Source organism: Gilliamella sp. B3022 (assembly GCF_028751545.1).
Lineage (GTDB): Bacteria > Pseudomonadota > Gammaproteobacteria > Enterobacterales > Orbaceae > Gilliamella.
The window spans coordinates 625,719-648,542 of the sequence record NZ_CP071867.1 but is presented as its reverse complement, the minus strand read 5'-3'; the positions used below and the strand labels follow the sequence as shown (position 1 = coordinate 648,542).

General features: G+C 35.8%; 21 protein-coding genes. 9 read left to right on the top strand and 12 right to left on the bottom strand.

Translation table 11 applies throughout. From position 1 onward, the window contains the following. Window positions 1–30 precede the first annotated feature (30 nt). The 4 genes from J4T76_RS02855 (at window position 31) to J4T76_RS02840 (ending at window position 5,407) form a co-directional block, all read left to right on the top strand. Window positions 31–1,347 (top strand): glycoside hydrolase family 28 protein, encoded by a 1,317-nt coding sequence (locus J4T76_RS02855; protein ID WP_416380580.1) that lies wholly within the window; start codon window positions 31–33, stop codon window positions 1,345–1,347. A gap of 618 nt (window positions 1,348–1,965) precedes the next feature. Continuing rightward, the gene (locus J4T76_RS02850; RefSeq protein WP_267339615.1) at window positions 1,966–3,216 is read left to right on the top strand and encodes an oligosaccharide MFS transporter; all 1,251 of its coding nucleotides are present in this window, start codon (window positions 1,966–1,968) and stop codon (window positions 3,214–3,216) included. Window positions 3,217–3,274: 58 nt separating this feature from the next. Then, window positions 3,275–4,393: a glycoside hydrolase family 172 protein gene (locus J4T76_RS02845; RefSeq protein ID WP_267339614.1), complete on the top strand. Its 1,119-nt coding sequence runs from the start codon at window positions 3,275–3,277 to the stop codon at window positions 4,391–4,393. Window positions 4,394–4,408: 15 nt separating this feature from the next. Then, complete coding sequence (locus J4T76_RS02840; RefSeq protein WP_267356020.1) at window positions 4,409–5,407, top strand: substrate-binding domain-containing protein; 999 nt, start codon at window positions 4,409–4,411, stop codon at window positions 5,405–5,407. 31 nt (window positions 5,408–5,438) lie between these two features. Here J4T76_RS02840 and smpB read toward each other — a convergent pair whose 3' ends face one another. After that, window positions 5,439–5,921, bottom strand: a complete 483-nt coding sequence (smpB, locus tag J4T76_RS02835; protein WP_267339611.1) for an SsrA-binding protein SmpB — start codon at window positions 5,919–5,921, stop codon at window positions 5,439–5,441. Between the two features lie 33 nt (window positions 5,922–5,954). Between smpB and J4T76_RS02830 the strand changes: the two genes are divergently transcribed. The 5 genes from J4T76_RS02830 to J4T76_RS02810 are packed head-to-tail and all read left to right on the top strand — an operon-like array spanning window position 5,955 to window position 7,871. Further along, the gene (locus J4T76_RS02830; protein WP_267339609.1) at window positions 5,955–6,416 is read left to right on the top strand and encodes a type II toxin-antitoxin system RatA family toxin; all 462 of its coding nucleotides are present in this window, start codon (window positions 5,955–5,957) and stop codon (window positions 6,414–6,416) included. Window position 6,417: 1 nt separating this feature from the next. Then, the gene (locus J4T76_RS02825; protein WP_267339608.1) at window positions 6,418–6,687 is read left to right on the top strand and encodes an RnfH family protein; all 270 of its coding nucleotides are present in this window, start codon (window positions 6,418–6,420) and stop codon (window positions 6,685–6,687) included. Window positions 6,688–6,709: 22 nt separating this feature from the next. Then, the gene (zur, locus tag J4T76_RS02820; protein WP_267339606.1) at window positions 6,710–7,144 is read left to right on the top strand and encodes a zinc uptake transcriptional repressor Zur; all 435 of its coding nucleotides are present in this window, start codon (window positions 6,710–6,712) and stop codon (window positions 7,142–7,144) included. Next, the gene (locus J4T76_RS02815; protein WP_267339605.1) at window positions 7,132–7,488 is read left to right on the top strand and encodes an EamA family transporter; all 357 of its coding nucleotides are present in this window, start codon (window positions 7,132–7,134) and stop codon (window positions 7,486–7,488) included. Before zur ends, J4T76_RS02815 begins: the two co-directional genes overlap by 13 nt. Then, complete coding sequence (locus tag J4T76_RS02810) at window positions 7,488–7,871, top strand: DMT family transporter (protein WP_267339604.1); 384 nt, start codon at window positions 7,488–7,490, stop codon at window positions 7,869–7,871. Before J4T76_RS02815 ends, J4T76_RS02810 begins: the two co-directional genes overlap by 1 nt. A gap of 155 nt (window positions 7,872–8,026) precedes the next feature. Here J4T76_RS02810 and J4T76_RS02805 read toward each other — a convergent pair whose 3' ends face one another. The 11 genes from J4T76_RS02805 to J4T76_RS02755 form a co-directional block, all read right to left on the bottom strand. Continuing rightward, on the bottom strand, window positions 8,027–8,179 hold the full coding sequence (locus tag J4T76_RS02805) for a DUF4177 domain-containing protein (RefSeq protein ID WP_416380281.1): 153 nt from the start codon (window positions 8,177–8,179) through the stop codon (window positions 8,027–8,029). 436 nt (window positions 8,180–8,615) lie between these two features. Continuing rightward, window positions 8,616–9,020 carry an 8-oxo-dGTP diphosphatase MutT gene (gene mutT / locus J4T76_RS02800; protein WP_267339603.1) on the bottom strand — a complete coding sequence of 135 codons (405 nt, stop codon included), beginning with the start codon at window positions 9,018–9,020 and terminating at the stop codon, window positions 8,616–8,618. 117 nt (window positions 9,021–9,137) lie between these two features. Next, complete coding sequence (gene secA, locus J4T76_RS02795; RefSeq protein WP_267339602.1) at window positions 9,138–11,870, bottom strand: preprotein translocase subunit SecA; 2,733 nt, start codon at window positions 11,868–11,870, stop codon at window positions 9,138–9,140. A gap of 82 nt (window positions 11,871–11,952) precedes the next feature. Continuing rightward, window positions 11,953–12,297: a hypothetical protein gene (locus J4T76_RS02790; RefSeq protein ID WP_267339601.1), complete on the bottom strand. Its 345-nt coding sequence runs from the start codon at window positions 12,295–12,297 to the stop codon at window positions 11,953–11,955. A 314-nt stretch (window positions 12,298–12,611) separates the two neighbouring features. Next, on the bottom strand, window positions 12,612–14,165 hold the full coding sequence (locus tag J4T76_RS02785; RefSeq protein ID WP_267339600.1) for a multicopper oxidase family protein: 1,554 nt from the start codon (window positions 14,163–14,165) through the stop codon (window positions 12,612–12,614). 143 nt (window positions 14,166–14,308) lie between these two features. Then, window positions 14,309–14,680, bottom strand: a complete 372-nt coding sequence (locus tag J4T76_RS02780) for a hypothetical protein (protein WP_267339599.1) — start codon at window positions 14,678–14,680, stop codon at window positions 14,309–14,311. A gap of 206 nt (window positions 14,681–14,886) precedes the next feature. Then, window positions 14,887–16,062 (bottom strand): T6SS immunity protein Tli4 family protein, encoded by a 1,176-nt coding sequence (locus tag J4T76_RS02775; protein ID WP_274460511.1) that lies wholly within the window; start codon window positions 16,060–16,062, stop codon window positions 14,887–14,889. Beyond that, window positions 16,010–17,053 carry a T6SS immunity protein Tli4 family protein gene (locus J4T76_RS02770; protein WP_274460510.1) on the bottom strand — a complete coding sequence of 348 codons (1,044 nt, stop codon included), beginning with the start codon at window positions 17,051–17,053 and terminating at the stop codon, window positions 16,010–16,012. Before J4T76_RS02770 ends, J4T76_RS02775 begins: the two co-directional genes overlap by 53 nt. Before the next feature lie 73 nt (window positions 17,054–17,126). Continuing rightward, window positions 17,127–18,959 carry a lipase family alpha/beta hydrolase gene (locus J4T76_RS02765; RefSeq protein ID WP_267355771.1) on the bottom strand — a complete coding sequence of 611 codons (1,833 nt, stop codon included), beginning with the start codon at window positions 18,957–18,959 and terminating at the stop codon, window positions 17,127–17,129. Window positions 18,960–18,978: 19 nt separating this feature from the next. After that, window positions 18,979–20,103 (bottom strand): hypothetical protein, encoded by a 1,125-nt coding sequence (locus J4T76_RS02760; protein ID WP_267355769.1) that lies wholly within the window; start codon window positions 20,101–20,103, stop codon window positions 18,979–18,981. Between the two features lie 58 nt (window positions 20,104–20,161). After that, entirely contained in the window at window positions 20,162–22,693 is a 2,532-nt protein-coding gene (locus tag J4T76_RS02755) for a type VI secretion system Vgr family protein (protein ID WP_267355767.1), read from the bottom strand. Between the last annotated feature and the right edge of the window lie 131 nt (window positions 22,694–22,824).

Here is a 22,824-nt window from a genome sequence, read left to right as displayed (position 1 = left end):
ACTAAAATACAAAAGGAAGCAACAATGACAATGGTATCTGTTAAAGATTTTGGCGCTATAGGTAATGGCAAATCGCTCAACACAGCTGCATTTGCCAAAGCAATAGACCATATTGAACAACAAGGCGGTGGAATCCTTATCGTTCCCGTTGGGACATATTTGACTGGCGCAATAAAGCTTTGCAGTAATTTAACTTTAGTGATTGAACAAAATGCGACTTTATTGTTTTCCGATAATGAGCAAGATTATCCAATCGTTCATTCACGTTGGGAAGGGGTAAAGCAAGATGTGTATATGCCCTGTATTTATGGTCAATATCTTGAAAATGTCATTATCACAGGGGGAGGTAAAATTGACGGCAATGGTGCTAAATGGTGGCATACTTTCCGTCATAATCGTGATAGCCTAAGGTATCCAAGACCTTACTTAATTGGTTTTGATTTTTGCCAACGTATAACGATTGAAAAAGTCTTTTTAACTCAGTCTCCAAGTTGGACGGTACATCCAATGGAGTCAAATAATGTGGTGGTTGATAATATATCGATTTTAAATCCTGCTGATTCACCTAATACTGATGGTATCAATCCTGAATCTTGCCGTAATGTTAGAATTTCAAATTGTTATATTGATGTGGGTGATGATTGCATCGCAATCAAAGCTGGTACTGAGGAAACAGCGGACAAAAGTCCTTGTGAAAATATTTTAATAACTAATTGTAATATGATTCATGGTCATGGTGCGGTAGTATTGGGTAGTGAAATGAGTGGTAGTATTCGTAATGTGACGATTACTAACTGTGTATTTCAAAAAACAGATCGTGGTGTGAGATTTAAAACACGTCGTGGTCGCGGTGGCACCATTTCAGATATTACTTTTAGTAATATTGTTATGGATGAAGTGCTATCAGCTTTTGTGATGAACTATTATTATTACTGTGGACCAAAAGGGAACGATCCAATTGTTTGGAATAAAGATCCGATGCCAATAAATGAAGCAACACCAGCCTGCCATAATATTAGTTTTTCAAATATTATTGCTAAAAATGTGCGTGCTTATGCTGGATTTTTATATGGTATTCCTGAATCGCCCATTACCAATATTTCTTTTGATAATGTACGAGTATCAATGCAAATGAATGCCGAAGCCGGCGAAGTTGATATGTTTAAGGATGTTAAATCAGAGGCAGGTAAAGGATTTTTTATCGAAAATGCACAAAGTATTTTGTTTAATAACGTTATTGTCGATAATGTTGTGAGTGAGCCACTTTGTGTTAAAAACAGTCTTGATGTTCATGTTAATCAAACATTTGTGAAGCAGGATGGCAAATTAATTAAACTGGAAGTTTAAAAGCATTATCACTGATCTTTTAAATTCTATTAAAAAAATCAGTGATTGTTAGTAAATAACCGCTTGAATAGCGGTTATTTTTATCATTAAAAAGCATAACTTAAGCATTCTCCTTTTAAAAATAGGTTGGCATAAACTTGTCGATAATTTTTTACCATTTAACAGAGGTACTCTGACATTCAAAAAACGTTTTAATGATTTATCTACTGTTATTCCTTTTACTTAATTAATCCACATTAAAATCTATCCAATATGCATTGCAAATTTACACCACATTATCATTTGAGTGGAAGTTATCTTCGCTGGGGGTAAATCCTGCTGCACATAAAAAATGTAATGAATCTTTATTGACATGAGAAAGGTGAGACCAACGGATAACAGCGCTGTTAATTTCATAGCTAATGACACCAACCTACAGAATTTGTGCGTTATTTTACGGTCTACATGACCAGCTCTAAACTTAGCAACGACTGATCGTTAGGTAGCTTAGAATTTTTGTTTACTTTTCTTTAGTAAAATAACTTTGATGTTGATCACATTTATCTAATAAACCTTTTAAAGCTAAATTTTTAGCTCTGCATACTCAATTGCAGTGGTTCACTCTATATAGGATAAATTATGACAACTGCATTTTATAATAAACCAACATATTGGTTCGCTTCCTGTTACAGTTTTATGTATTACGCAGCAGGAAGTTTTGTTTTTTCCTTTTATGCTATATGGCTAAGTAAAGAGATAGGCTTAAGCGCAAAACAGACCGGCATTATTTATTCGTTTAACTACTTTATTTCATTAATCATTATGATTATGTATGGCGTTTACCAAGATAAACTAGTGCTAAAAAAACACCTTGTCTGGTTTCAAAGTATTATTATTACCTGCGCCGCTCCAGCATTAATTTACGTCTATGAGCCACTATTACGCCATAATTTCTACGTAGGAGTGATTTTTGGTAGTTTCTTTTTAGGCTTTGGTTGGATTGCTGGCATGGGGCTAATTGATTCCTATTGCGAAAAAATCAGCCGAGCGTTTGGTTTTGAGTTTGGTCAATGTCGAACATGGGGATGTATTGCTTATGCTGTTGGTACTTTTATTGCAGGTATTTTAATTAGTCTTAACCCTCACCTTAATTTTTGGGCGGCATCGGCAGTTGGTGTTTGTTTCATGATTCTTAATTTCAACTTCAAACCTGATTTGAGTAAATCATCAGAAGCGGTGTTTCAGAAAAAGGATAAACTCAGTTTTAGTGAGATCCTTTCCGTTTTTACCCTGAAAAAATTCTGGATATTTGTTATTTATGTACTCGGAACCTATAGTCTTTATAATATTTATGATCAGCAGTTATTTCCGGTTTATTTCACACAACAGTTTGACGATATCAATGATGGTTATCGCTTATATGGTATTTTAAATTCTTTCCAAGTTTTTTTAGAAGCCGCCATTATGTTTTGTGTACCATTTGTAGTGAATCGTGTTGGTGCAAAAAATGCATTGATTTTTGCAGCATTTATTTCGGCTTCTCGTATCTTTCTAACGGGTCACGTTAGCAGTATTGCAATTATCTCAGTGATTAAGCTTATGCACTGCTTAGAGATTTCAACCATTTTGGTTTCAGTATTTAAATATATTGATAATAACTTTAATGCTCGCTTATCTGCGACTGTTTTTTTAATTGGTTATCAGGTTGCAGGATCAGTGGGGGTCATTTTATTTTCAACGTTAGTTGGTGATTTTTATGATACCGCAGGGGCGGCAACTACATTTAATAATCTTGGTTTAGTTGTGCTAGGCTTTATGATTTTCGCCATCATCTTCCTAAGTCGTGACAGGAAAAGTATCAATATCGAAACTGAGCAGGAAGTTAATTAAGTTAACACTGTTTTTAATTTTCATTAATCGAATTTAATCACGTTAGTAAGGATTCACAATGAACATATATAATTCTGTAACACAATTTCACTTTGAACAAACTCGCACCATTTCACCGGAAAACATGACTGGTGAAAAAGGACAATCGTGCATGAAAAGCAGCGCATTAGGTCCTAGTCGTAAGGGACAAGGTTGCATTTCAATTGCTTCAGGCGAAACGGTAACCATTGCCCAAATCACAGGTCCGGCCGAGATTCGCCATATGTGGTTTACCTTAACTGATAGAACGCATCGCGGTAGTTTTGTGCTTCGTGATGTAGTGATTCGCATCTATTGGGACGATGAAAAAATTCCTTCCGTTGAAAGCCCTATTGGGGATTTTTTCTGTAATGGTTTTGGGGCAAGATGCGATATTAATTCTGTGCCAATTGTTGTTAATCCAACAGGTGGGTTTAATAGCTATTTTAGAATGCCATTTAATAAAAAAGCGCGCATTGAAATTCAAAATGAGCACGAAGCGGATTTACAACATTTCTTCTTCACTATTAATTATGCCATTATGCCAAAACCGTTTGAGGCACCGCTTTATTTCCATGCACAATGGCGTAGACAACGCGTCACCAACTATGCGCAAGACTATGTAATATTAGACAATGTTGAAGGTCATGGTTATTATGTTGGTACTTACTTAGCACTGACTGCCCTTGAGCGCTATTGGTGGGGAGAAGGTGAGTTTAAGTTTTATCTAGATGATGATAGCAATTACCCAACTCAGCATTCAACCGGTTCAGAAGACTATTTTGGTGGTGCATGGGCATTTCATAACCGAGATACTCAAGGTCGGCCAAAGGCTAAATGTTTCCAAACGTTATTTATGGGGTATCCATATCAAACCAATCGTGATGCAACGCGTGATTTTTTTCAAACAGGAGATTCTAACCCCGTACACGGTTTTGGTGATGATAGCCTACCTATGCATGGCTTATATCGTTGGCATTTACCCGATCCAATCGCATTCCATAAAAATATCAAACTTGCATTCCAACAAATTGGTAATGATGATATAAGATTATATGAACGTTGTGATGATATTGCCAGTGTTGCTTATTGGTATCAAAGTCCATCGGAAAACCATAATCCGGTATTTCCGAATAAACAACAACGTACACCACGATAATTGAGAGATGAGTAAATGGCGAGTAATAAAATAAAAATTAATGATATTGCTCGTTTGGCTGGCGTGTCGGCAACGACCGTCAGTCATATTTTTAATAAACGAGACAAAAAATATCGTATTTCACCGCACACACGACAACGGGTATTAGCCATTGCTCAGCAATATAGTGATCAATCTCATATTCGTCAATGTTTGATAAAAGCTAACAGTACCAATACGGTGGGTGTGATTGTTCCTGATATGTCGAATTCTTTTTTTTCAATGTTTTTGCATCATTTAGAAGCATCATTTCGGCAAAAAAACATTCAATTATTAATTACGTGCAGTCATTATAATAAAGATGTCGAAGTGAATGTCGCCCAAAATTTAGTTGAACGCAAAGTGGATGCGATGATTGTGGTGACATCTTTAGACAGTGATGAATTTTATGTGAGTATTAACCAACACACTCCGGTTCTGTTTTTTGACCGCTATCTTAAAGACACCTCATTACCTTTTATTACAAGTGAATCATTGCATTCAGTTGCTGAATTAATTCGACCTTATGCCGAACAATTAGATGAGTTTTATTTTATTGGCTGTGATACACAATTGACATCGATTGATGCAAGGCTTGAAGGATTTAAGCAAGGTCTGAATAAAGCTGGTTTAACCGTTAATCCACATTGGCTAGTCAGTGATGATTATTGTCCCAATAAAGGATACGAATTACTAAAAAATTTACATCACAAATTAGGGCGATTACCAAAAGCGATTTTTACACCATCAGGAAATTTGTTACAAGAAGTGCTTAGTTATTTGGTGGAAATCAAGCTCGATCCAAAAAAAATTTGCTTATGTTCTTATGACTACAATATTTATTTAGATTACTCTTATTACCCGATTGATGCAATTGCGCAGGATTTTCAAAGTATGGCGCATGTTTGTGTTGATGTTATCGATAATTTACTTAACTTTAATGAGTTAAAAAACCCTACAATTTTTATCAAACCACAAATAATACGCCATCATTAAGTTGAGCATAGCGCGATGAATCACGCAATGATTAACGATTGGCGTTTTTCATAATACGGGCTTTATCAACCTGCCATTGACGCTCTTTAATATCGGAGCGTTTATCGTACTCTTTTTTACCTTTCGCCACACCAATTTTTACTTTCGCCCAAGCATTTTTCCAATATAAAGAAAGGGCGACAACAGTATAACCTTGGCGATTGATTTGACCAAATAATGAGTTGAGCTCACGTTCATTTAATAACAATTTTCGATTGCGCATAGGCTCACATATTACATGTGTTGATGCAACATTTAATGGTGTAATTGTTGCGCCAAATAACCATGCTTCACCATCTTTAAGTAAAACATAGCTATCACTTATGTTGGCTTTACCTGCACGTAATGATTTTACTTCCCAGCCTTGCAGGGATAGTCCTGCCTCGATTTCTTGTTCAATAAAGTACTCATGGCGTGCGCGTTTATTTAGTGCTATAGTTGCCGAACCCGGCTTGTGTGATTTTTTCTTAGTCATAATATGCGATATTATAAAGTTACGTGGTACTATATGCCATTAATTTTAACTTTTCATTTTATTATTATGGCACATGTTTTTCACGAGGTTATCGAGCCTTATTCAATTGAGCAAATGTTTACTTTGGTCAATGATATTACTCACTATCCAGAATTTGTACCTGATTGTATCGCAACTGGCATTATTAGAAAACAAGATAATTTAATGGCCGCATTTATTGAAGTTGAAAAATTAGGGTTTAAGAAATCTTTTACAACATTAAACAAAATTAATCAGCCTCATTCTATCGAAATGAGTTTGTTAGACGGCCCATTTAAATACTTATCGGGAAAATGGCAATTTACTGCATTAGGTGAACACAAAAGTAAAATTAGTTTCGATTTGGATTTTGAATTCAAAAATAAATTACTTGATATAGCGTTCACTCCAGTTTTTAAAGAGGTGATGTCTAACATGGTTAATGCATTTTCACAAAGAGCAAGGCAGATTTATTAAGATGAACAGTATTCAAGTTGTTTATGCGCTACCAAATAATCCAACCATCATTACTTGCGATGTTGATGAGCAAACGAATGTCTTGCAAGCAATTACAAAATCCAATATCTTATCAATATGTCAGATAAAATTGGATGGGCATTTGATTGGTATTTATGGCAAACGTTGTGATCTTAATGATTTGGTGAAAAATGGTGATCGTATTGAAATTTATCGCCCATTAATTAATGATCCTAAAGAAATCAGACGAAGAAGAGCAGCAAAAAAATAGTTTATGAAGCAAAGGAAACACAATGCTTAATCTGCTAATTGAAAAAATAGAAAATTTATGCAAGAAGCGTGGGATTAAATTAACAACACAGCGTCGAACTGTGTTAGGCATTATGCTCAAAGCAAATAAGGCAATGAGTGCATATGATCTTTTAGATTTGCTTAAAGTCAGTGAACCAAAAGCAAAACCGCCAACAATTTATCGTGCATTGGAATTTTTGCTTGAACAAGGTTTTATCCATAAAGTAGAATCGTCTAATAGTTTTATTATTTGTCCAAATTTTCATGATCCAGAACATATTTCCATACTGTTTATTTGTGATAAGTGTCAACAGATTATTGAAAAACATTCTCAAGATATAGAAACACAACTTAAGCAGTTAGCGCAACAAAATGAGTTTTTAATAAAACATAGTGTGCTTGAAATCCATGGAATTTGTCAGTCATGTCAGCCTTAATTATTATTCTTTGGTTTGTTAATTTATTTTGTGATACTGTCGGACAAATTGCATTTAAATATGCCGCGATAACTTCAAAACATCAACAAGGTTTATATTATTGGCAAAAATTGTTTGGTAATTTCTGGCTTTGGTTAGGTTTTGGTACTTATTTTGTTGGTTTTATTTTTTGGCTGGCTTTTTTAAGTGAAGTTCCATTATCGCAAGGTATTTTATTAGGATCGTTTAATATCATCACGGTTATGGTTGCTGGACGCATCTTATTCAAAGAACATCTAACAGCATTTCGTCTTATCGGTATATTGTTTATCACTATCGGCGTGATATTAGTGGGACTGACTTAATGAAAAAATTTTATATCATTGGTTTTATCTTATTATTGTTTTTTGATACGTTTGGTCAAACTACTTTCAAATTAACCGCATTATCAGCTTTACCATTTGAAATAAGTTTCGATTGGTTAATTCGTATTTTTAGTCATGGATGGGTCTATTTGGTAATTTTAGGCTACACTGGTGCATTTATGACTTGGATGGTTTTATTAAAAAATGCGCCGGTAGGACCAGCTTTTGCTGCTTCTCATCTACAAGTGGTGACGGTTATGCTAGTTTCAATAATTGTGTTTAATGAACATATAACGTTAACTCGTTTGCTTGGTGGACTATGTATTATTATTGGTATTGTATTTTTAGCGTTAGCTGAGCAAAAATTACAATGCAAAAAGTAAATTTTTATACTGAAACGTTTGCATTACCTGAAACTTTTTGACAAAAGTTATTTTTTTGACTTGCTAACTTTTAAGATTGATTATTGATTGGATCTATTTATTATCAGGAATCAATAAAGTTATTAGGGATATTGATTCCTTTCATAATTGTCCGGTTAGAAAAAGTTTTGTTTAATTTCGTTGCCTTCACGTTCCATGATAACTAAGTAAGCTTCTCTACGCCAAAATAGAAACAAACGACGTATGTCTGTTTCCATAGTAACAACTTGCCAACCTTGAACTGCATATTTATTTAAAAAATCAGACAATTTTACTGGATTAGCGTTAGCTATACCTAAAGCAATGAAGATAACGTATCTTCTCGATAGAGTACTACTTAATATTCTTTCATATGGTTAAACCTTAAATCCATTTACCAAAATAGTCATTTTTTTGATTGTGATATTAAAAAGCAGACAGAAATTAGACCTTTTTTAGCCAATTAAACAAATATTGAACCTTATGATTTTTAGGATTAATCAATCTAAATTGTTTAATTCTGATTTTGTTAAAACGTTTCAGGTAATGCAAACGTTTCAGTATAAAAAAGAGAATTTAGGTGAATATTATGATATAGAATCATGATAATGACATCGTTTTGCAAAAGTGAATAAGTAAATTAGAGAGTTTTAATATGATAAAAAAACAAAAAGCACCCTAGCTTCAAAAACATTCAAAGCTATTTAAAGCCAACAGACAAATAAATCAAATTTGTTTATCTAGATTCTTAAGCATTTCAATGATCGGTCTATTGGCATCTGGAAATTCGTCAGCATTGAGATCTTGTTGATCAATCCAACGGCTAGGTTGGCCTTCTTTAGCAAATGGTACGCCGTCCCATTCTTCAACGAGGTAAGCATGAATAGTGATATGACGATCATCATAACTGTGTTTAAAAATATTTAAAAATTGGGCTTGATGAATTTGGATATCAACTTCTTCAGCTATTTCACGTTGTAAGGTTTGAAATGGGGTTTCACCTACTTCAATCTTGCCACCTGGAAATTCCCAAAAACCAGCAAGATGTGAGTCTTCACCGCGTTGAGTTATAAAGATCTGACAATCTTGTGAACGAATTATACCTACAGCAATTTCAGTATGTTTTTTCATAATCCTGTCTATTTGTTATCAACATCAGGGAAAGCGGCTACTTTCCCTGATAATGTAAGTACCGAGTTTAATCGGTTATTTAATATCAATATTATTTGATGATACTAAATTTTTGCCTTAGTGAACAGCACCATGACAATGTTTATATTTTTTACCTGAGCCACAAGGACATGGATCATTACGTCCAACTTTGGTTTGGTTCCTTACGATTGGTTGTGATGACGATCCAGCTGATTGGTCTTTACTTTCACTACCCATACTAGTTACCTCTTCATGGTTGGTTTGTTGCTTTGCCATTAATTTTTCCATTTCTGCTAGGCGTTGTCGTTCAGCTTCATCGACTTCTTCTTGTGAACGAATTTGTACACGACTTAAAATACCAATTACATCATATTTTAACGATTCTAACATGCTGGCAAACATGTTAAATGATTCGCGTTTATATTCTTGTTTTGGATCTTTTTGAGCATAACCACGTAAATGAATCCCTTGACGTAAATAATCCATTGCCGCAAGATGTTCTTTCCATAAAGTATCGAGTGTTTGTAACATAACACTTTTTTCGAATTGTCTAAATGCTTCAGAACCAGCAATATTTTCTTTTTCGATATAGGTATCTTGTGCTATTTGTAAAATACGTTCACGTAATGTTTCCTCGTGCAGATTTTGTTCCTCATCTAACCATTTAGCAATAGGTAAATCTAAATCAAAATCGTTTTTAAGTGCTGTTTCGAGTCCTGCAACATCCCACATTTCTTCAATGGATTGCGGTGGAATATATTGATCAATTAATGCGTTAAAGACATCACCACGGATTGAATTGATCGTTTCTTTAATATCTGAATTATCGAGTAATTCATTACGTTGTCGATAAATTGCTTTACGTTGATCGTTGGCAACATCATCATATTCAAGTAACTGTTTACGAATATCAAAGTTACGACTTTCAACTTTCTTTTGAGCGTTAGCAATGGCTTTAGTTACCCAAGGATGCTCAATGGCTTCACCTTCTTTCATACCAAGTTTACGCATCATATTGCCTACACGATCAGAAGCAAAAATACGCATTAACGGATCTTCCAGTGATAAGTAAAAACGTGATGCTCCCGGATCACCTTGACGACCTGCACGACCGCGTAACTGGTTATCTATACGACGGGATTCGTGACGTTCAGTACCCAAAATATAAAGTCCGCCAAGCGCAATGACTTCTTCGTGTCTTGCTTGCCATGCTTGTTTGGCTGTTTCGATATCTTCAGGGGTTGGTTCTTCAAGTTTCGCTATCTCGCTTTGCCAGTTACCGCCAAGCATAATATCAGTACCACGACCCGCCATATTGGTGGCAATTGTTACGGCACCTTTACGACCAGCTTGAGCGATGATTTCCGCTTCCTGAGCATGAAATTTAGCATTAAGTACGTTATGCTTAATCCCTGCTTTTTTAAAAGCAGATGAAACTAATTCAGATTTTTCAATTGAGGCTGTCCCAACTAAGACAGGTTGTCCGCGCTCTACACAAGCTTTCACATCAGTTACAATAGCATTGATTTTTTCTTTCTCAGTCATATAGACAAGATCAGGTTGATCTTTGCGTACCATCGGGCGATTGGTTGGAATAACAATGGTATCTAAACCATAAATTTGATTGAATTCAAAGGCTTCAGTATCAGCTGTTCCTGTCATCCCTGCTAGTTTTTCATATAAACGGAAATAGTTTTGGAATGTGATTGATGCTAATGTTTGGTTTTCATTTTGAATTTTAACATGTTCTTTGGCTTCAACGGCTTGATGCAAACCATCCGACCAACGTCGACCATCCATAGTCCTACCAGTATGTTCATCAACGATAATGATTTCGTTATCTCTAACAATGTAATCAACATCTTTATGGAATAGGTGATGAGCGCGTAATGCGGCATTAACATGATGCATTAATACAATATTACCGGGTGCATAAAGTGATTCGTCACCTCTCATAATACCGTTTTTAATAAGCAACTCTTCAACTTTCACTAATCCCCGTTCAGTTAAGTTTACCTGACGAGATTTTTCATCAATAGAAAAATCACCATCACCTTGGAATTGTTCGGAATCTTCTTTTTCTTGTTGCACTAAAAATGGAATAATTTTATCGACACTAATATATCGGTCTGAACTATCTTCAGCTTGTCCTGAAATGATAAGTGGTGTTCTGGCTTCATCAATTAGAATTGAGTCAACCTCATCGACTAATGCATAGTGTAATGGACGTTGTACGCGCGAATCTTTAGTAAATACCATATTGTCACGTAAGTAATCAAAGCCATATTCATTATTCGTACCATAAGTAATATCGGCATTGTAAGCTTCACGTTTAATGTGTGGTGGCATATTAGGTAAGTTGATGCCAACGGATAATCCTAAAAATTCAAATAGTGGGCGATTATTTTCAGCATCGCGTTGTGCTAGGTAGTCATTGACGGTAACAACATGCACCCCTTTACCTGTTAAGGCATTCAAATAAGCGGGTAAGGTTGCTGTTAACGTTTTACCTTCACCAGTACGCATTTCAGCAATACAACGTTCATTTAAAACCATGCCACCAATAAGTTGTACATCAAAATGACGCATACCAAAAACGCGCTTACTTGCTTCGCGTACAACGGCGAAAGCTTCTTCTAAAATGTCATCTAACTTAGTACCATCTGCAATTCTTTGTTTAAATTCTGTGGTTTTAGCTTTAAGTTCCTCATCAGTTAATGCTTCCATTTGCGGTTCAAGGGCATTAATTCTTTCAACACGTTTACGCATCATTTTTAATACGCGTTCATTGCGGCTACCAAATACTTTAGTTAATAATTTTAATAACATAACTTTTCTCTTATTCTTTTTAATAGATATAGTAAGGCTGATACCTTATACAACAATTTAAATACATTGAGCGGTAGGCTCATCAAGCAGTAGCATCGGGTCCAGCTCTTATGCCATTATTTGGTGATAATCGAATAATGGTATTTGGACTAATCTCAGTGTAATTTAATGGCGTAAATGACTTATAAAATTGTGGTTTTTGTGATAAGGCTAATGTTTGTGTTTTTGTTGTTATCGGCGCTTGATGATCTTGTACGATTAGGGTAATAGTAATGATGCCAACTTGGGATGTTGACAATTGTACCGGTAAAGCATTTTCTTGACATAATCCAAACCCAGCAGCAATCACACCTAATAATAAGTGCGATAAAGCAGTATTGATAATCAAGCGTTTGCTGATTTTTTGCCAATAATTGATCATGATCATTTTGGCAGTATATTAGCATTTTTTGTCAAAATCAAAAATAATTATTACAACAAGTTAAGCGATTATTTGAAGTACTGAAGTGATAAGCGGATAAACCTAATAAGACCTATTATCAATAAAAAGTAATTTAAATTGATCAAAACTTGCATGGTAATAAGTTGTACCTTGAAAGTTGTGATTAAAATTAGTTTAAAAAGCGATTAGCTAATATTCTAATCTTTAAACTCTGTCTGAGAACTTTCTTTATTAACAAAATCTTCCCCCCCTTCTAATTTTAATAAACAGCGATTAAAAATAGGGAGGGGATAGTCAAACTATTTCACCATTAATTGTCCCATCATGCCCAATGTTTCATGTTCAACTATATGGCAGTGGTACATACGTAATCCCGGCATATTTTGTTGAATTTTTAGAGTGATTTTTTCACGTGGGCGTAGATTAATGGTATCTTTTAATGCCACATATTCAGGTCGTGTCGTTTTACCGTCGAATTCATGTGAAACAGCGGTAAACTGCGCACCATGTATATGAAAATTATGATCCATATGAGAGTTATTAAAAATTGTCCACTCTTCAATTTCATGAATTTTACTCTCTAAATCAATACGTTGCATATCATGACGTTTGCCATTAATTAAAAATAGCATACCACCACGCGGTTCTTTCATATCCATCACTTCTGTATATTCTAGTGATTTATGGGCAGTTGCTTGTCCTACTTTTGGTAATTCACGTAAGATTGACGGTAAAGTAATTGAGGATGATTGTGTTAAGACTAATTCTCCGAGTATGATATCTTGTTCTGGGGGGACATTGCCCATTTTACCACGATCGTAACCAATTGATTGTAAATAAACGACTCCAGATTTCTTTGGTACAATAACTAATTCAGCACGTTCAGCTGGTGACAATAATAATGGTGAAGTTAGTTTAATGGATTCAGGCATCAATCCTCCATCCGTTCCGACTAAATAAACATCACAGTTCGGTATGGATAAATTTAGATAACGTCCAGAACACGCATTCCAAACACGTACTCGGGTTGCAGTATTCACCGTGATTTTAGGACGATAAGCACCGTTAATTAATACAAATTGTCCTTCACGACCATTCATCCAATCAACCATTGAGTTATCGGCAATTTCACCTTTATCGGTCAATTTTAAATCGGAAAAGAACCAGTTTTGTTCAGGTAAAGAGGCGAGAGGGTCGTTTTTACTGCGTACAATAAATATTCCGGCTAAGCCACGGGCAATTTGTTCAGCAACAGTTTCATGTCCATGAGGATGATACCAGAAGGTACCTGAATTACCTTCAGGAATCGTAAACTCATAAGTTCGACTATGACCAGCTGGGATTGCGTCTTGCGGATTGCCATCCTGATTGGATGGAATCAGTAAACCATGCCAATGTACAGTGGTTGCTTGCGGTAAACTATTTTTAACGGTTATTTTGACTTTATCACCTTCAAACGCTTCAATTGCTGGGCCAGGAATACTATTGTTATATGCCCAAAATTCTGTTGTTAATTCTGGTGTTAATTTAATTTTAACGGGTTTAGCTTCAATATCTGCTTCGAAAGTACCTTGTTTATCACTAGTATTTTTTAAGTGTACTAATTCTGGTAAATTTCGACCTTGTGGTAATGCTGAAGTAGGTAAAAGTTTTTGTGGAGAGTTGTTATGGCTCATATTCATATTCATACTCATATGTTCGTGGTGCATACTGTCCCCCTTTTGACATTCATCAGAATTTGTTGTGCACATGGCATGACTCATAGTTGAGTGGTCCATTTTGGCAAAGGCTTTGGTAACCGCTAATCCACTGATTGCAGTGGTAATATTTAATAAAAAATGTCGACGTTTCATAATATACCTTTCATCTTCATTCAAATAAAATAAAATAAAATAATGACTCTTTTGTTAGTAACGATAAAACTGATCGCAAAACGGTCACTTGACTGATAACTACTTGAACTAACTTTTAGAATAAATACAAATTAAATATGTAATTAAGCGATTCTAGGTGGTTTTAATTCAGGAATACATTCTTTGTATTGTGGCGCAAAGTTATAGGAAACATACGGTTCACGATGGGGCAATAACACCGGATCAAATCTAATATCAGGAATGAGTATCTTGCAAGATGAGTAGTGATTAAAATGTATGCAATTTGAGAAAAATTTGGATTTTTTGGCTAAAAGATGATAATTGCTAGGTTTCTTGCTTACTGCTGGCATAAATGCGTTGTGCTGTGAAGCCTGAATCACAGGCGAAGATAAATTAAAGTTAACAAACAAATAGTTAACAAAATAACCTAATAAAAAAATTATTGTTAATATGGCAATAAGATAATTTTGTTTTTTGATGATTCTTAATGACATGTAAAATCTCACTATTCATCTAACAAAGGCTATTTAGACTTATTTTACTTAAAAAAGTATCAAAGTTATACTATTTTTACAGATATTAACAATGGTTATTACTCAACCAAAAATAAATAGTACTTCAACAGTTTAAGTTAACGACCTAAATAGCCACTTATTTTTTCATTAACCTATTCATCTAAATTGATATTTTAGAGTATTTTTTATTCATCGTCAAAAGCACTCTCCCTGATCCTGATACTATCGGTAATGTCACGCCAAATGACCATCAGCTGATCTTCGTTGTAGGTGGGAATACTAGTATCGGTTGGTATCTTATAATGCATTTTAAATGTCAATTGCGGCTTTTTATAATTGGCATCAAATTGATTGATTGCTAAGTAAAAAATATACCCTTCTTGCATTATGGGATAGTCTTTATTATTATCCGAAAAAAATGCCCCTTTTACTATCCATTCTTCCATTTGCAAATTATGGCTTTCCCGTTTGCCTTTATAAACCGTGTGTCCTGGTTTGGGCATCACAATTTCATCGGGCGCATCAAGCAGTGATAAATCATCGGAATAGTCATCAATATCAATTTGAATGGAGAAGCTTTTATGGCTGTTGTAGCGAAAGTTAAAATTCAAATTTTTATACTCTTTTACGCCACCGTGCATAAAGCCATTGATAAAACAAAACCCAGGTTCGGTGGGGATGGTATAGTCATCACGCACCGTAATTTGTTCAAACAGTTTATACATCTGTGCTAATTTTTCGGGTACATTATTTCCATAAAGCTTTGGGGAATCTTCTCTGTCTTGGTCATATCGACTTGCTAACCCATTACGAGCTTTTATTTCAATTTTTAAGGAGACGTTGTTTTGCCAGCGGTAACCTTCTAATATTCGGGCAACATCAGGGGTAGTGGTACTTTCCATCCGTTCAAAAATAATACCTTGCATTTTATCTGGATTGGTAGTGGGCACAGGGTGAATGGCTTTTAAAAAGTTGCCGTCATTTGCATAAACCGGTTGGGTATTTTTCAGCTCTTGCTCACGGTAGGCAAGCATCTGCTTAAATGAAGGCAAATAAATCTGGTCAGTTTCAATAATAATCTGATGATTATCGGTGTAATTGAGTTCGGTAGCCAGGGAAGAGATGAATTGTTTGGGCAGATCAAATAAGTAAACCCCCATGCATCGGGTAGCGGTATTGTTTAGCAGTTCATCGACTTGTTGCTGTTGTTGGGTTGTGAGGGTAACAGTACGAATATCCGAACGGGTAGAGTGGTAAATAACCAGTAAGACTATGATGACTGTGATAATTGTTGACCAAATGTATTTTTTATTCATCGTCAAAAGCACTCTCTCTGATCCTGATACTATCGGTAATGTCACGCCAAATGACCATCAGCTGATCTTCGTTGTAGGTGGGAATGCTAGTATCGGTTGGTATCTTATAATGCATTTTAAATGTCAATTGCGGCTTTTTATAATTGGCATCAAATTGATTGATTGCTAAGTAAAAAATATACCCTTCTTGCATTATGGGATAGTCTTTATTATTATCCGAAAAAAATGCCCCTTTTACTATCCATTCTTCCATTTGCAAATTATGGCTTTCCCGTTTGCCTTTATAAACCGTGTGTCCTGGTTTGGGCATCACAATTTCATCGGGCGCATCAAGCAGTGATAAATCATCGGAATAGTCATCAATATCAATTTGAATGGAGAAGCTTTTATGGCTGTTGTAGCGAAAGTTAAAATTCAAATTTTTATACTCTTTTACGCCACCGTGCATAAAGCCATTGATAAAACAAAACCCAGGTTCGGTGGGGATGGTATAGTCATCACGTACCGTAATTTGTTCAAACAGTTTATACATCTGTGCTAATTTTTCGGGTACATTATTATTATATCTATTTGGATAATCTTTTCTTTTCTGATTATATCTATTTGCTAGACCATTACGAGCTTTTATTTCAATTTTTAAGGAGACGTTGTTTTGCCAGCGGTAACCTTCTAATATTCGGGCAACATCAGGGGTAGTGGTACTTTCCATCCGTTCAAAAATAATACCTTGCATTTTATCTGGATTGGTAGTGGGCACAGGGTGAATGGCTTTTAAAAAGTTGCCGTCATTTGCATAAACCGGTTGGGTATTTTTCAGCTCTTGCTCACGGTAGGCAAGCATCTGCTTAAATGGAGGCAAATAAATCTGGTCAGTTTCAATAATAATCTGATGATTATCGGTGTAATTGAGTTCGGTAGCCAGGGAAGAGATGAATTGTTTGGGCAGATCAAATAAGTAAACCCCCATGCATCGGGTAGCGGTATTGTTTAGCAGTTCATCGACTTGTTGCTGTTGTTGGGTTGTGAGAGTAACCATACGTATATCCTTAGTTAAGTAGCGGTAAGTAACAAATAAAATAATGAGTAGAGCGATAATTAAGAGGTAATGCTCATGCGTTAGGGGCAGTCTTTTTTTCATTTTGTTTATTTACCTCAAGTAAAATATTGATAACCGCACGCAAGGTGAATTCTTGCGTGATTGAATTTTTGTATGCTGGTTCATGCTCTATGGGCAAATGCATGCGTACTTTAATGCTTTCGATGGGGATTTCCCCGGAACGTTGAGGTACCGTGCCATCGCCATTACTCACCGCGGGTTTGAGGGTATAGCGCTCAGCAATGTTACCTTTATAATCTTGATACTTTACATGTGTGCGTCCGGCTTTTCGTTGAACTTCAATCCAATAGTTATTTTCAGTGGTTACGGTTCGGGTTTCTGACATTTCACTTAAATCTAAACGATTTTCGGCACCTATATGATTTTTAAACGGTTTTTTAGCTTCAGACTTATAACCTTGAATATACTCTCCTTGCCAATGCGCAGTATCATAGGTTAAGTATTTCTCTTGTATGTTTTTACGATGATCAATCCCATAAAACACATACGTATTTTTAAAGTACTTCTTATTTATGGCTTCATGAAATGGTACTACTTTTTCATTTATTAAATCTTCATAATCCTCCCAGTCTTTTTGCATTTGTGTTAAATCATGATTGGTGTTAAACGGATTAATCAAGTGAGGTTCACACACGCACCACCAATCTTTTTTATTTAAGTAGATCTCTTTATATGGGTCGGTTTTAGGGTAATAGTCTGATTTAATTTCCGGATTAGTAATGGTGAGCCAACCCATACCATAATCGGCACTGGGTAATAATTGTAATGGCCCCGGCGCTTGACCTAAAACAGCGGTCATTTCGGCTGCATCTTTCCCCAATACATTTGCTATAGCCCAGTTAGCTTCGTTACCTCGTTTCATTCGGGTATAAGCTGCTACCGCACCGGTGGCCGGTTGCACACCATTAATGACGCCATAGACTTTTTCATGACCACCGAGGACTTCGGTGTAATAGCGGGCAACCAATCCGCCCATGGAGTGGGTAATTAAAATCACTTTGTCGCAAATTCTACCCTGTTTTTTATAAAAAGCAGGAATGGTTTTTTCCACTAAAGTTTTTAAGCGTTTAGCACTTTCTTCATTGGATTCTAGCCAATTATAACCCATGGCATAAAGGGGCAAATCATAGTTTTTACAAATGTCGATTTGTGTTTGGGTAAAGGTTAGTGTAATTTTGTCCTCTTCTTCATTTTTATCTTTATCTAGTTCAAATGAAGGGGACTTGGTTAAACTGCGTAATTTATCTGAAAGTTGACCATTAGCTTGAAATAAAGAAGATTGAAATTTTTCTAGAAACTTACCATAACTTATATAACCTACCGTACCCCAACCCCGTTCACGTCGGGTCCCAAACAGTTTGTTTTCAGGGTGATTTTTAATGGCTTTATTTATTTGTACTTGTGTGGGTTCATTACTGGGGTTAATGCCTTGATCTTCAGCCATACCATAGGCTTGAATCAGATTAATCTGATTAGTTGCCGCATCGATCACTTTTCCACGATTATCAACTTGGGTTTTTTGGGGATGTAATTTTTTTCTTCTGGCTTTGGCGTTTCCAAATCGCCATAAAATCCATTTTGCTAAACTGGTTATATTATCTAAACGCCAAATCGCTTCAGTATCGTCATCTTCACCATTATTTTCATTGTCATCTTCATATCTGTTTTTTTGAGCTTTAACCTTTAAATTACTGCCCATTACCCCAGGCAGAAAAATAATCGGGATGACTTGACGCTCTTTTTTAAGCGTTATGTGTTCAATACTGTTATCAGAACGCGGTACGGTATTGAATTCAAATTGTTGATGATTGTTATTTTCAGTCATGTGCTCTTTATCCTTATTATCATGACACCAATTTTTGATGGGTGATTAATTGCAAATAGACAGTACCTTGGTATTCAATGAGGGTTAATTGATCGCGTAAATGCGTTCTTACACGTTCACTTGCTAATGTTAAAGTAAAATATTGAGTTAATTTGCTTGGTTTAGCAAAGGTCATATCAATATCGTGCAGTAGTTGTTGGTTATCTTCACCCATTGCTAATTGATTTGTGGCAAGGGCTAACTGTATTCGATGATTTTTATTTAATCCTGATAGCCAAATATCGTTAATGTTTTCAGGTGAAAACTGAGTATAAGTAAATAGCTGTTGCAAATCAGCCGATAAATCATGCTCTGAAATCATTAAACGCCCTAACCACGATTGAGCCGTTTGTATTTGGCTGTCAATCAATGATGTTCCTCCAATGAGTAGTGCACTAATGAATTTACTGTGATTGCGGTAGTTGGTATCACTGTATTGACACGTTAAGATGAGTGATAATTCGATATCATCAATATGTTGATATAATTCTGAAATCCAAATGTTATAGTCCATAATAGGTTCTGCACGCAAATCCCAACGATTAAAAATGGCGTTTAGCAGATCTTCATCTTCCATTAGTGCGTTAGGTATATAGATATGGCTTAAATATTTACGATAATAAGGGCATTGCTGTTCCAGATTTTGCTTTACTTCATCCAGAAACCAAAAAGATTTAGTTGAGGCAGTCGCATTAAATAGTGGTCGTGCTTTTAGTGGGTAGAGTGGTATTTTGGTTAGTTCACCTGTTAATGCCTGCACTCCATTGGGTTCGGCACAAATAACGTGACTTGCAAAAATGGGAAGCTGTGTTTTGCTCCAATTTTGCCAAAGTTTGGTTGATTCTAGGTTTTGTTTGGTGATTTCGTTGTTATAAACATCATCCGAATATAGGTTGGATACCTTAATTGCTAATGCTATAAACCATAGAATCATTGGTAATATGAATGCAAAAAAACAAAATAACAGGGAATCATCGCCGTCATAGATAAATAAGGTCACTATGAAACTAATCAGTACAAGCAATAAAAAGCTTAATCCCCATAATAAATAGGAGATTTTTTTGATAGGTTCGTGCTCTAATGGCCTAGGAATATTCCATCCCATAAATCAGCTCCCTTTTGTTAATAATTTTTTACAATAATTATTGGTAATCATTGACCTGTTAAATTTTGTTTTCAGGTTCTATTACCACGGTAATTGGTTCTATAAATTGGCCAAACTGTTCGGGTAGTTTGCCGTTTTCGTCAGTTATCGTATTGATCTCACTGTTGTCTGCACGAATAATTCTTACTTTTCGGTTTTTGACTGGAGTGCCATCATGTTGCCAAAGCAGTCGGGATTTAAAAGAATAATTACTTGTTTTTTGTTCATTCGACATTTGACTTAAACTATCTGGACCAGTTTTTTGCCATGTCGCTGCCCGACAAATGACATTATCTGGTGCAGCTATGTCAATTGAACCATCAGCAAGACGAATGTAAGCACCACCACAAGTTAAAATAAGTTCTTTTTTAGCCGAAATAATTGTTCGCCCTTGTTGACTTACCATTGTCAGGTCTTTTTGTGCAGTGAGTGACATTTCATCACTCTGCGCCTGAATATCCACTTTGCCATGAGAGGCCAGCAATTTAATCCCCAATTTTTGTGAAAATAAACTGATGATTTCGCCTGCTGCCACGGTAAATTTTCTTAATACATTAATATCGGTGTGTTGATGACTGGCGAACATAATATTTTTACCTGCCGCTAATTGAATGTTGTCTGGTGTGACTTGGGCAATTCCTTTAGGTGATGATAATAAAATGGACGCCTGTTTTAATTCTGCCAGCGATTGGGTGAACAGTTTTTTTTGACTTTCTAAGTCGGCTAATTCAGCTTCAGCTTGTTTGGCGGCACTTTGTAATGCCGAGACCATATTAACGGTTTTTTCAAGTTGTTCTTTGGCTTCTTGCATATTAAGTTGTATATTCTGCGCTTTAGATTGTTCGTCAGCAGTGATAAATACGCCTTTACCTGCACGTATCGCTCCCCATTCATCAGTACGTAATTCAAAACCTTCACCACGCTGATTTTTTTCCCCATCAACCAGATGACCTAAGTTAAGTTGAGTTTTGCCATATTCGGTAGAGAGTTTGATATGTTCTTGCCCACGTTTATCATCCATTCTTAGTTTATTGTTAGCTGGGGTACGAATCACATTTCGATGCTTATTGGCCGTCGCGATGTGATCGGGATGCATACTATCGTGCATAGCATGAGCAATATAGGGTCTATCAGGATTACCATTCGTAAAGGCTATGGCTACTGCGGTTGAATCAATTAATGGAAAGTGAAAACCATAAGTTTCACCGGCATAAGGTTTAGCAAGCCGGACCCATAAGCTTTCGTAACCGTTTTTCCAATTTTTTAAATCAAAATTGAATTTGACTCGATAGCGTCCTTGAATATCAATGTAGGCGTATGTATCGTTATCAGGACTGGTTACTTTGGCTGGTAACGTACCACTAACTTGTGGCCATGGTAAGGGCGTAGGGCGATAAGGTTTAAGCTCATCATAGGCAATGGCAGTAAAATGGGTTTGATAAGGATAAGTTCTGTCTCCATAATTTTGTGTCGAGAGAATAATAATACCATTATGGATATCATTAATTGGACATTGAGGTATGATAATATGTTGACCGGGAGCAAGATTGTAGTCATTGCATTTGCCAGAAATAATAAGTTTGCCACTGATATACTGCTGATGGCGAATTTGTGCATACCATTGACCACTTTCAATGGTGCGTTCGTCTCCCCGCAATTTGTAATGCTCTTCATAATGATAGTCATCACCACGGGTGGTGATATCTTTAGGTTGGGTATTGATTTGAGTATTAAGATCACTGTCAGCTGAGCGATAGTTATAGTCGTTAACAATGACATTTTGGGGCTTGGTGTGGCTGGTGAATTGTAAATCCCAGACACTGTTTTGATGATCATCATGCATTCCACTTGGTGTTTTGAGTGAAATGGTGCCACCGTCTGCAAATCCTTGTTGATCATCACTTATTACCATCACATCACAATAATGCTCAGGATGCGTTTCAAAACGGAACCAGATCCCAACATCTGCAAGCAATCGTTGTATAAAAGTGAGATCACTTTCTTGCCATTGAGTAATAAACTCCCTTTCGGGATAAGTTTCTTTAAGTTCAAATCGGTAATCAATACCAATAAAATGATGGTTACGCAGGACTTCTTCTACCACAGCAACAACACTTTGATTTTGATAAATTGCGCAGTGATAGCTATTTGCCAGCAATGCTAAGCGTGGTTCAAGTGTCACCTGATAGCGAGCTTCATCTTTATTAATAGATAACAGGCTGAATTGAGTAATAATGCCATGAAGCGTTTTTGGTTTTTGATTTAGATTATAAGAAGTAAGATGTGTTAAGGTATTGGCTAAATTGTGAGTCTGTAAAGTTAAAGAAGCATGTTGGCTAAGTACTGAATCAATCTCAATATGCTTATTTGGGCATGTGAAGATAATGTTGTAATGCCAAGGTATATTTAACGCTTCATTGCCCTTAATGGATTCAATAGAAGGTAAGGTTAACTCGTTATTTAAACCTTCAATGTTGAGCGAATAGTTATTAAGTGACGAGTTATTTATGAACGATGAAATATTGTTAACGATTGACTCCATAGAATTCATAATGCATTCCTTTAATTTAGATCGTTATGGTTTGTTGATTAATTTAAACCAAATAATTCATAATAATGACAATCAATATACGCGAAATAACATACGATGTTTTTTTGAATAATGCAATCTTTATTTCATTA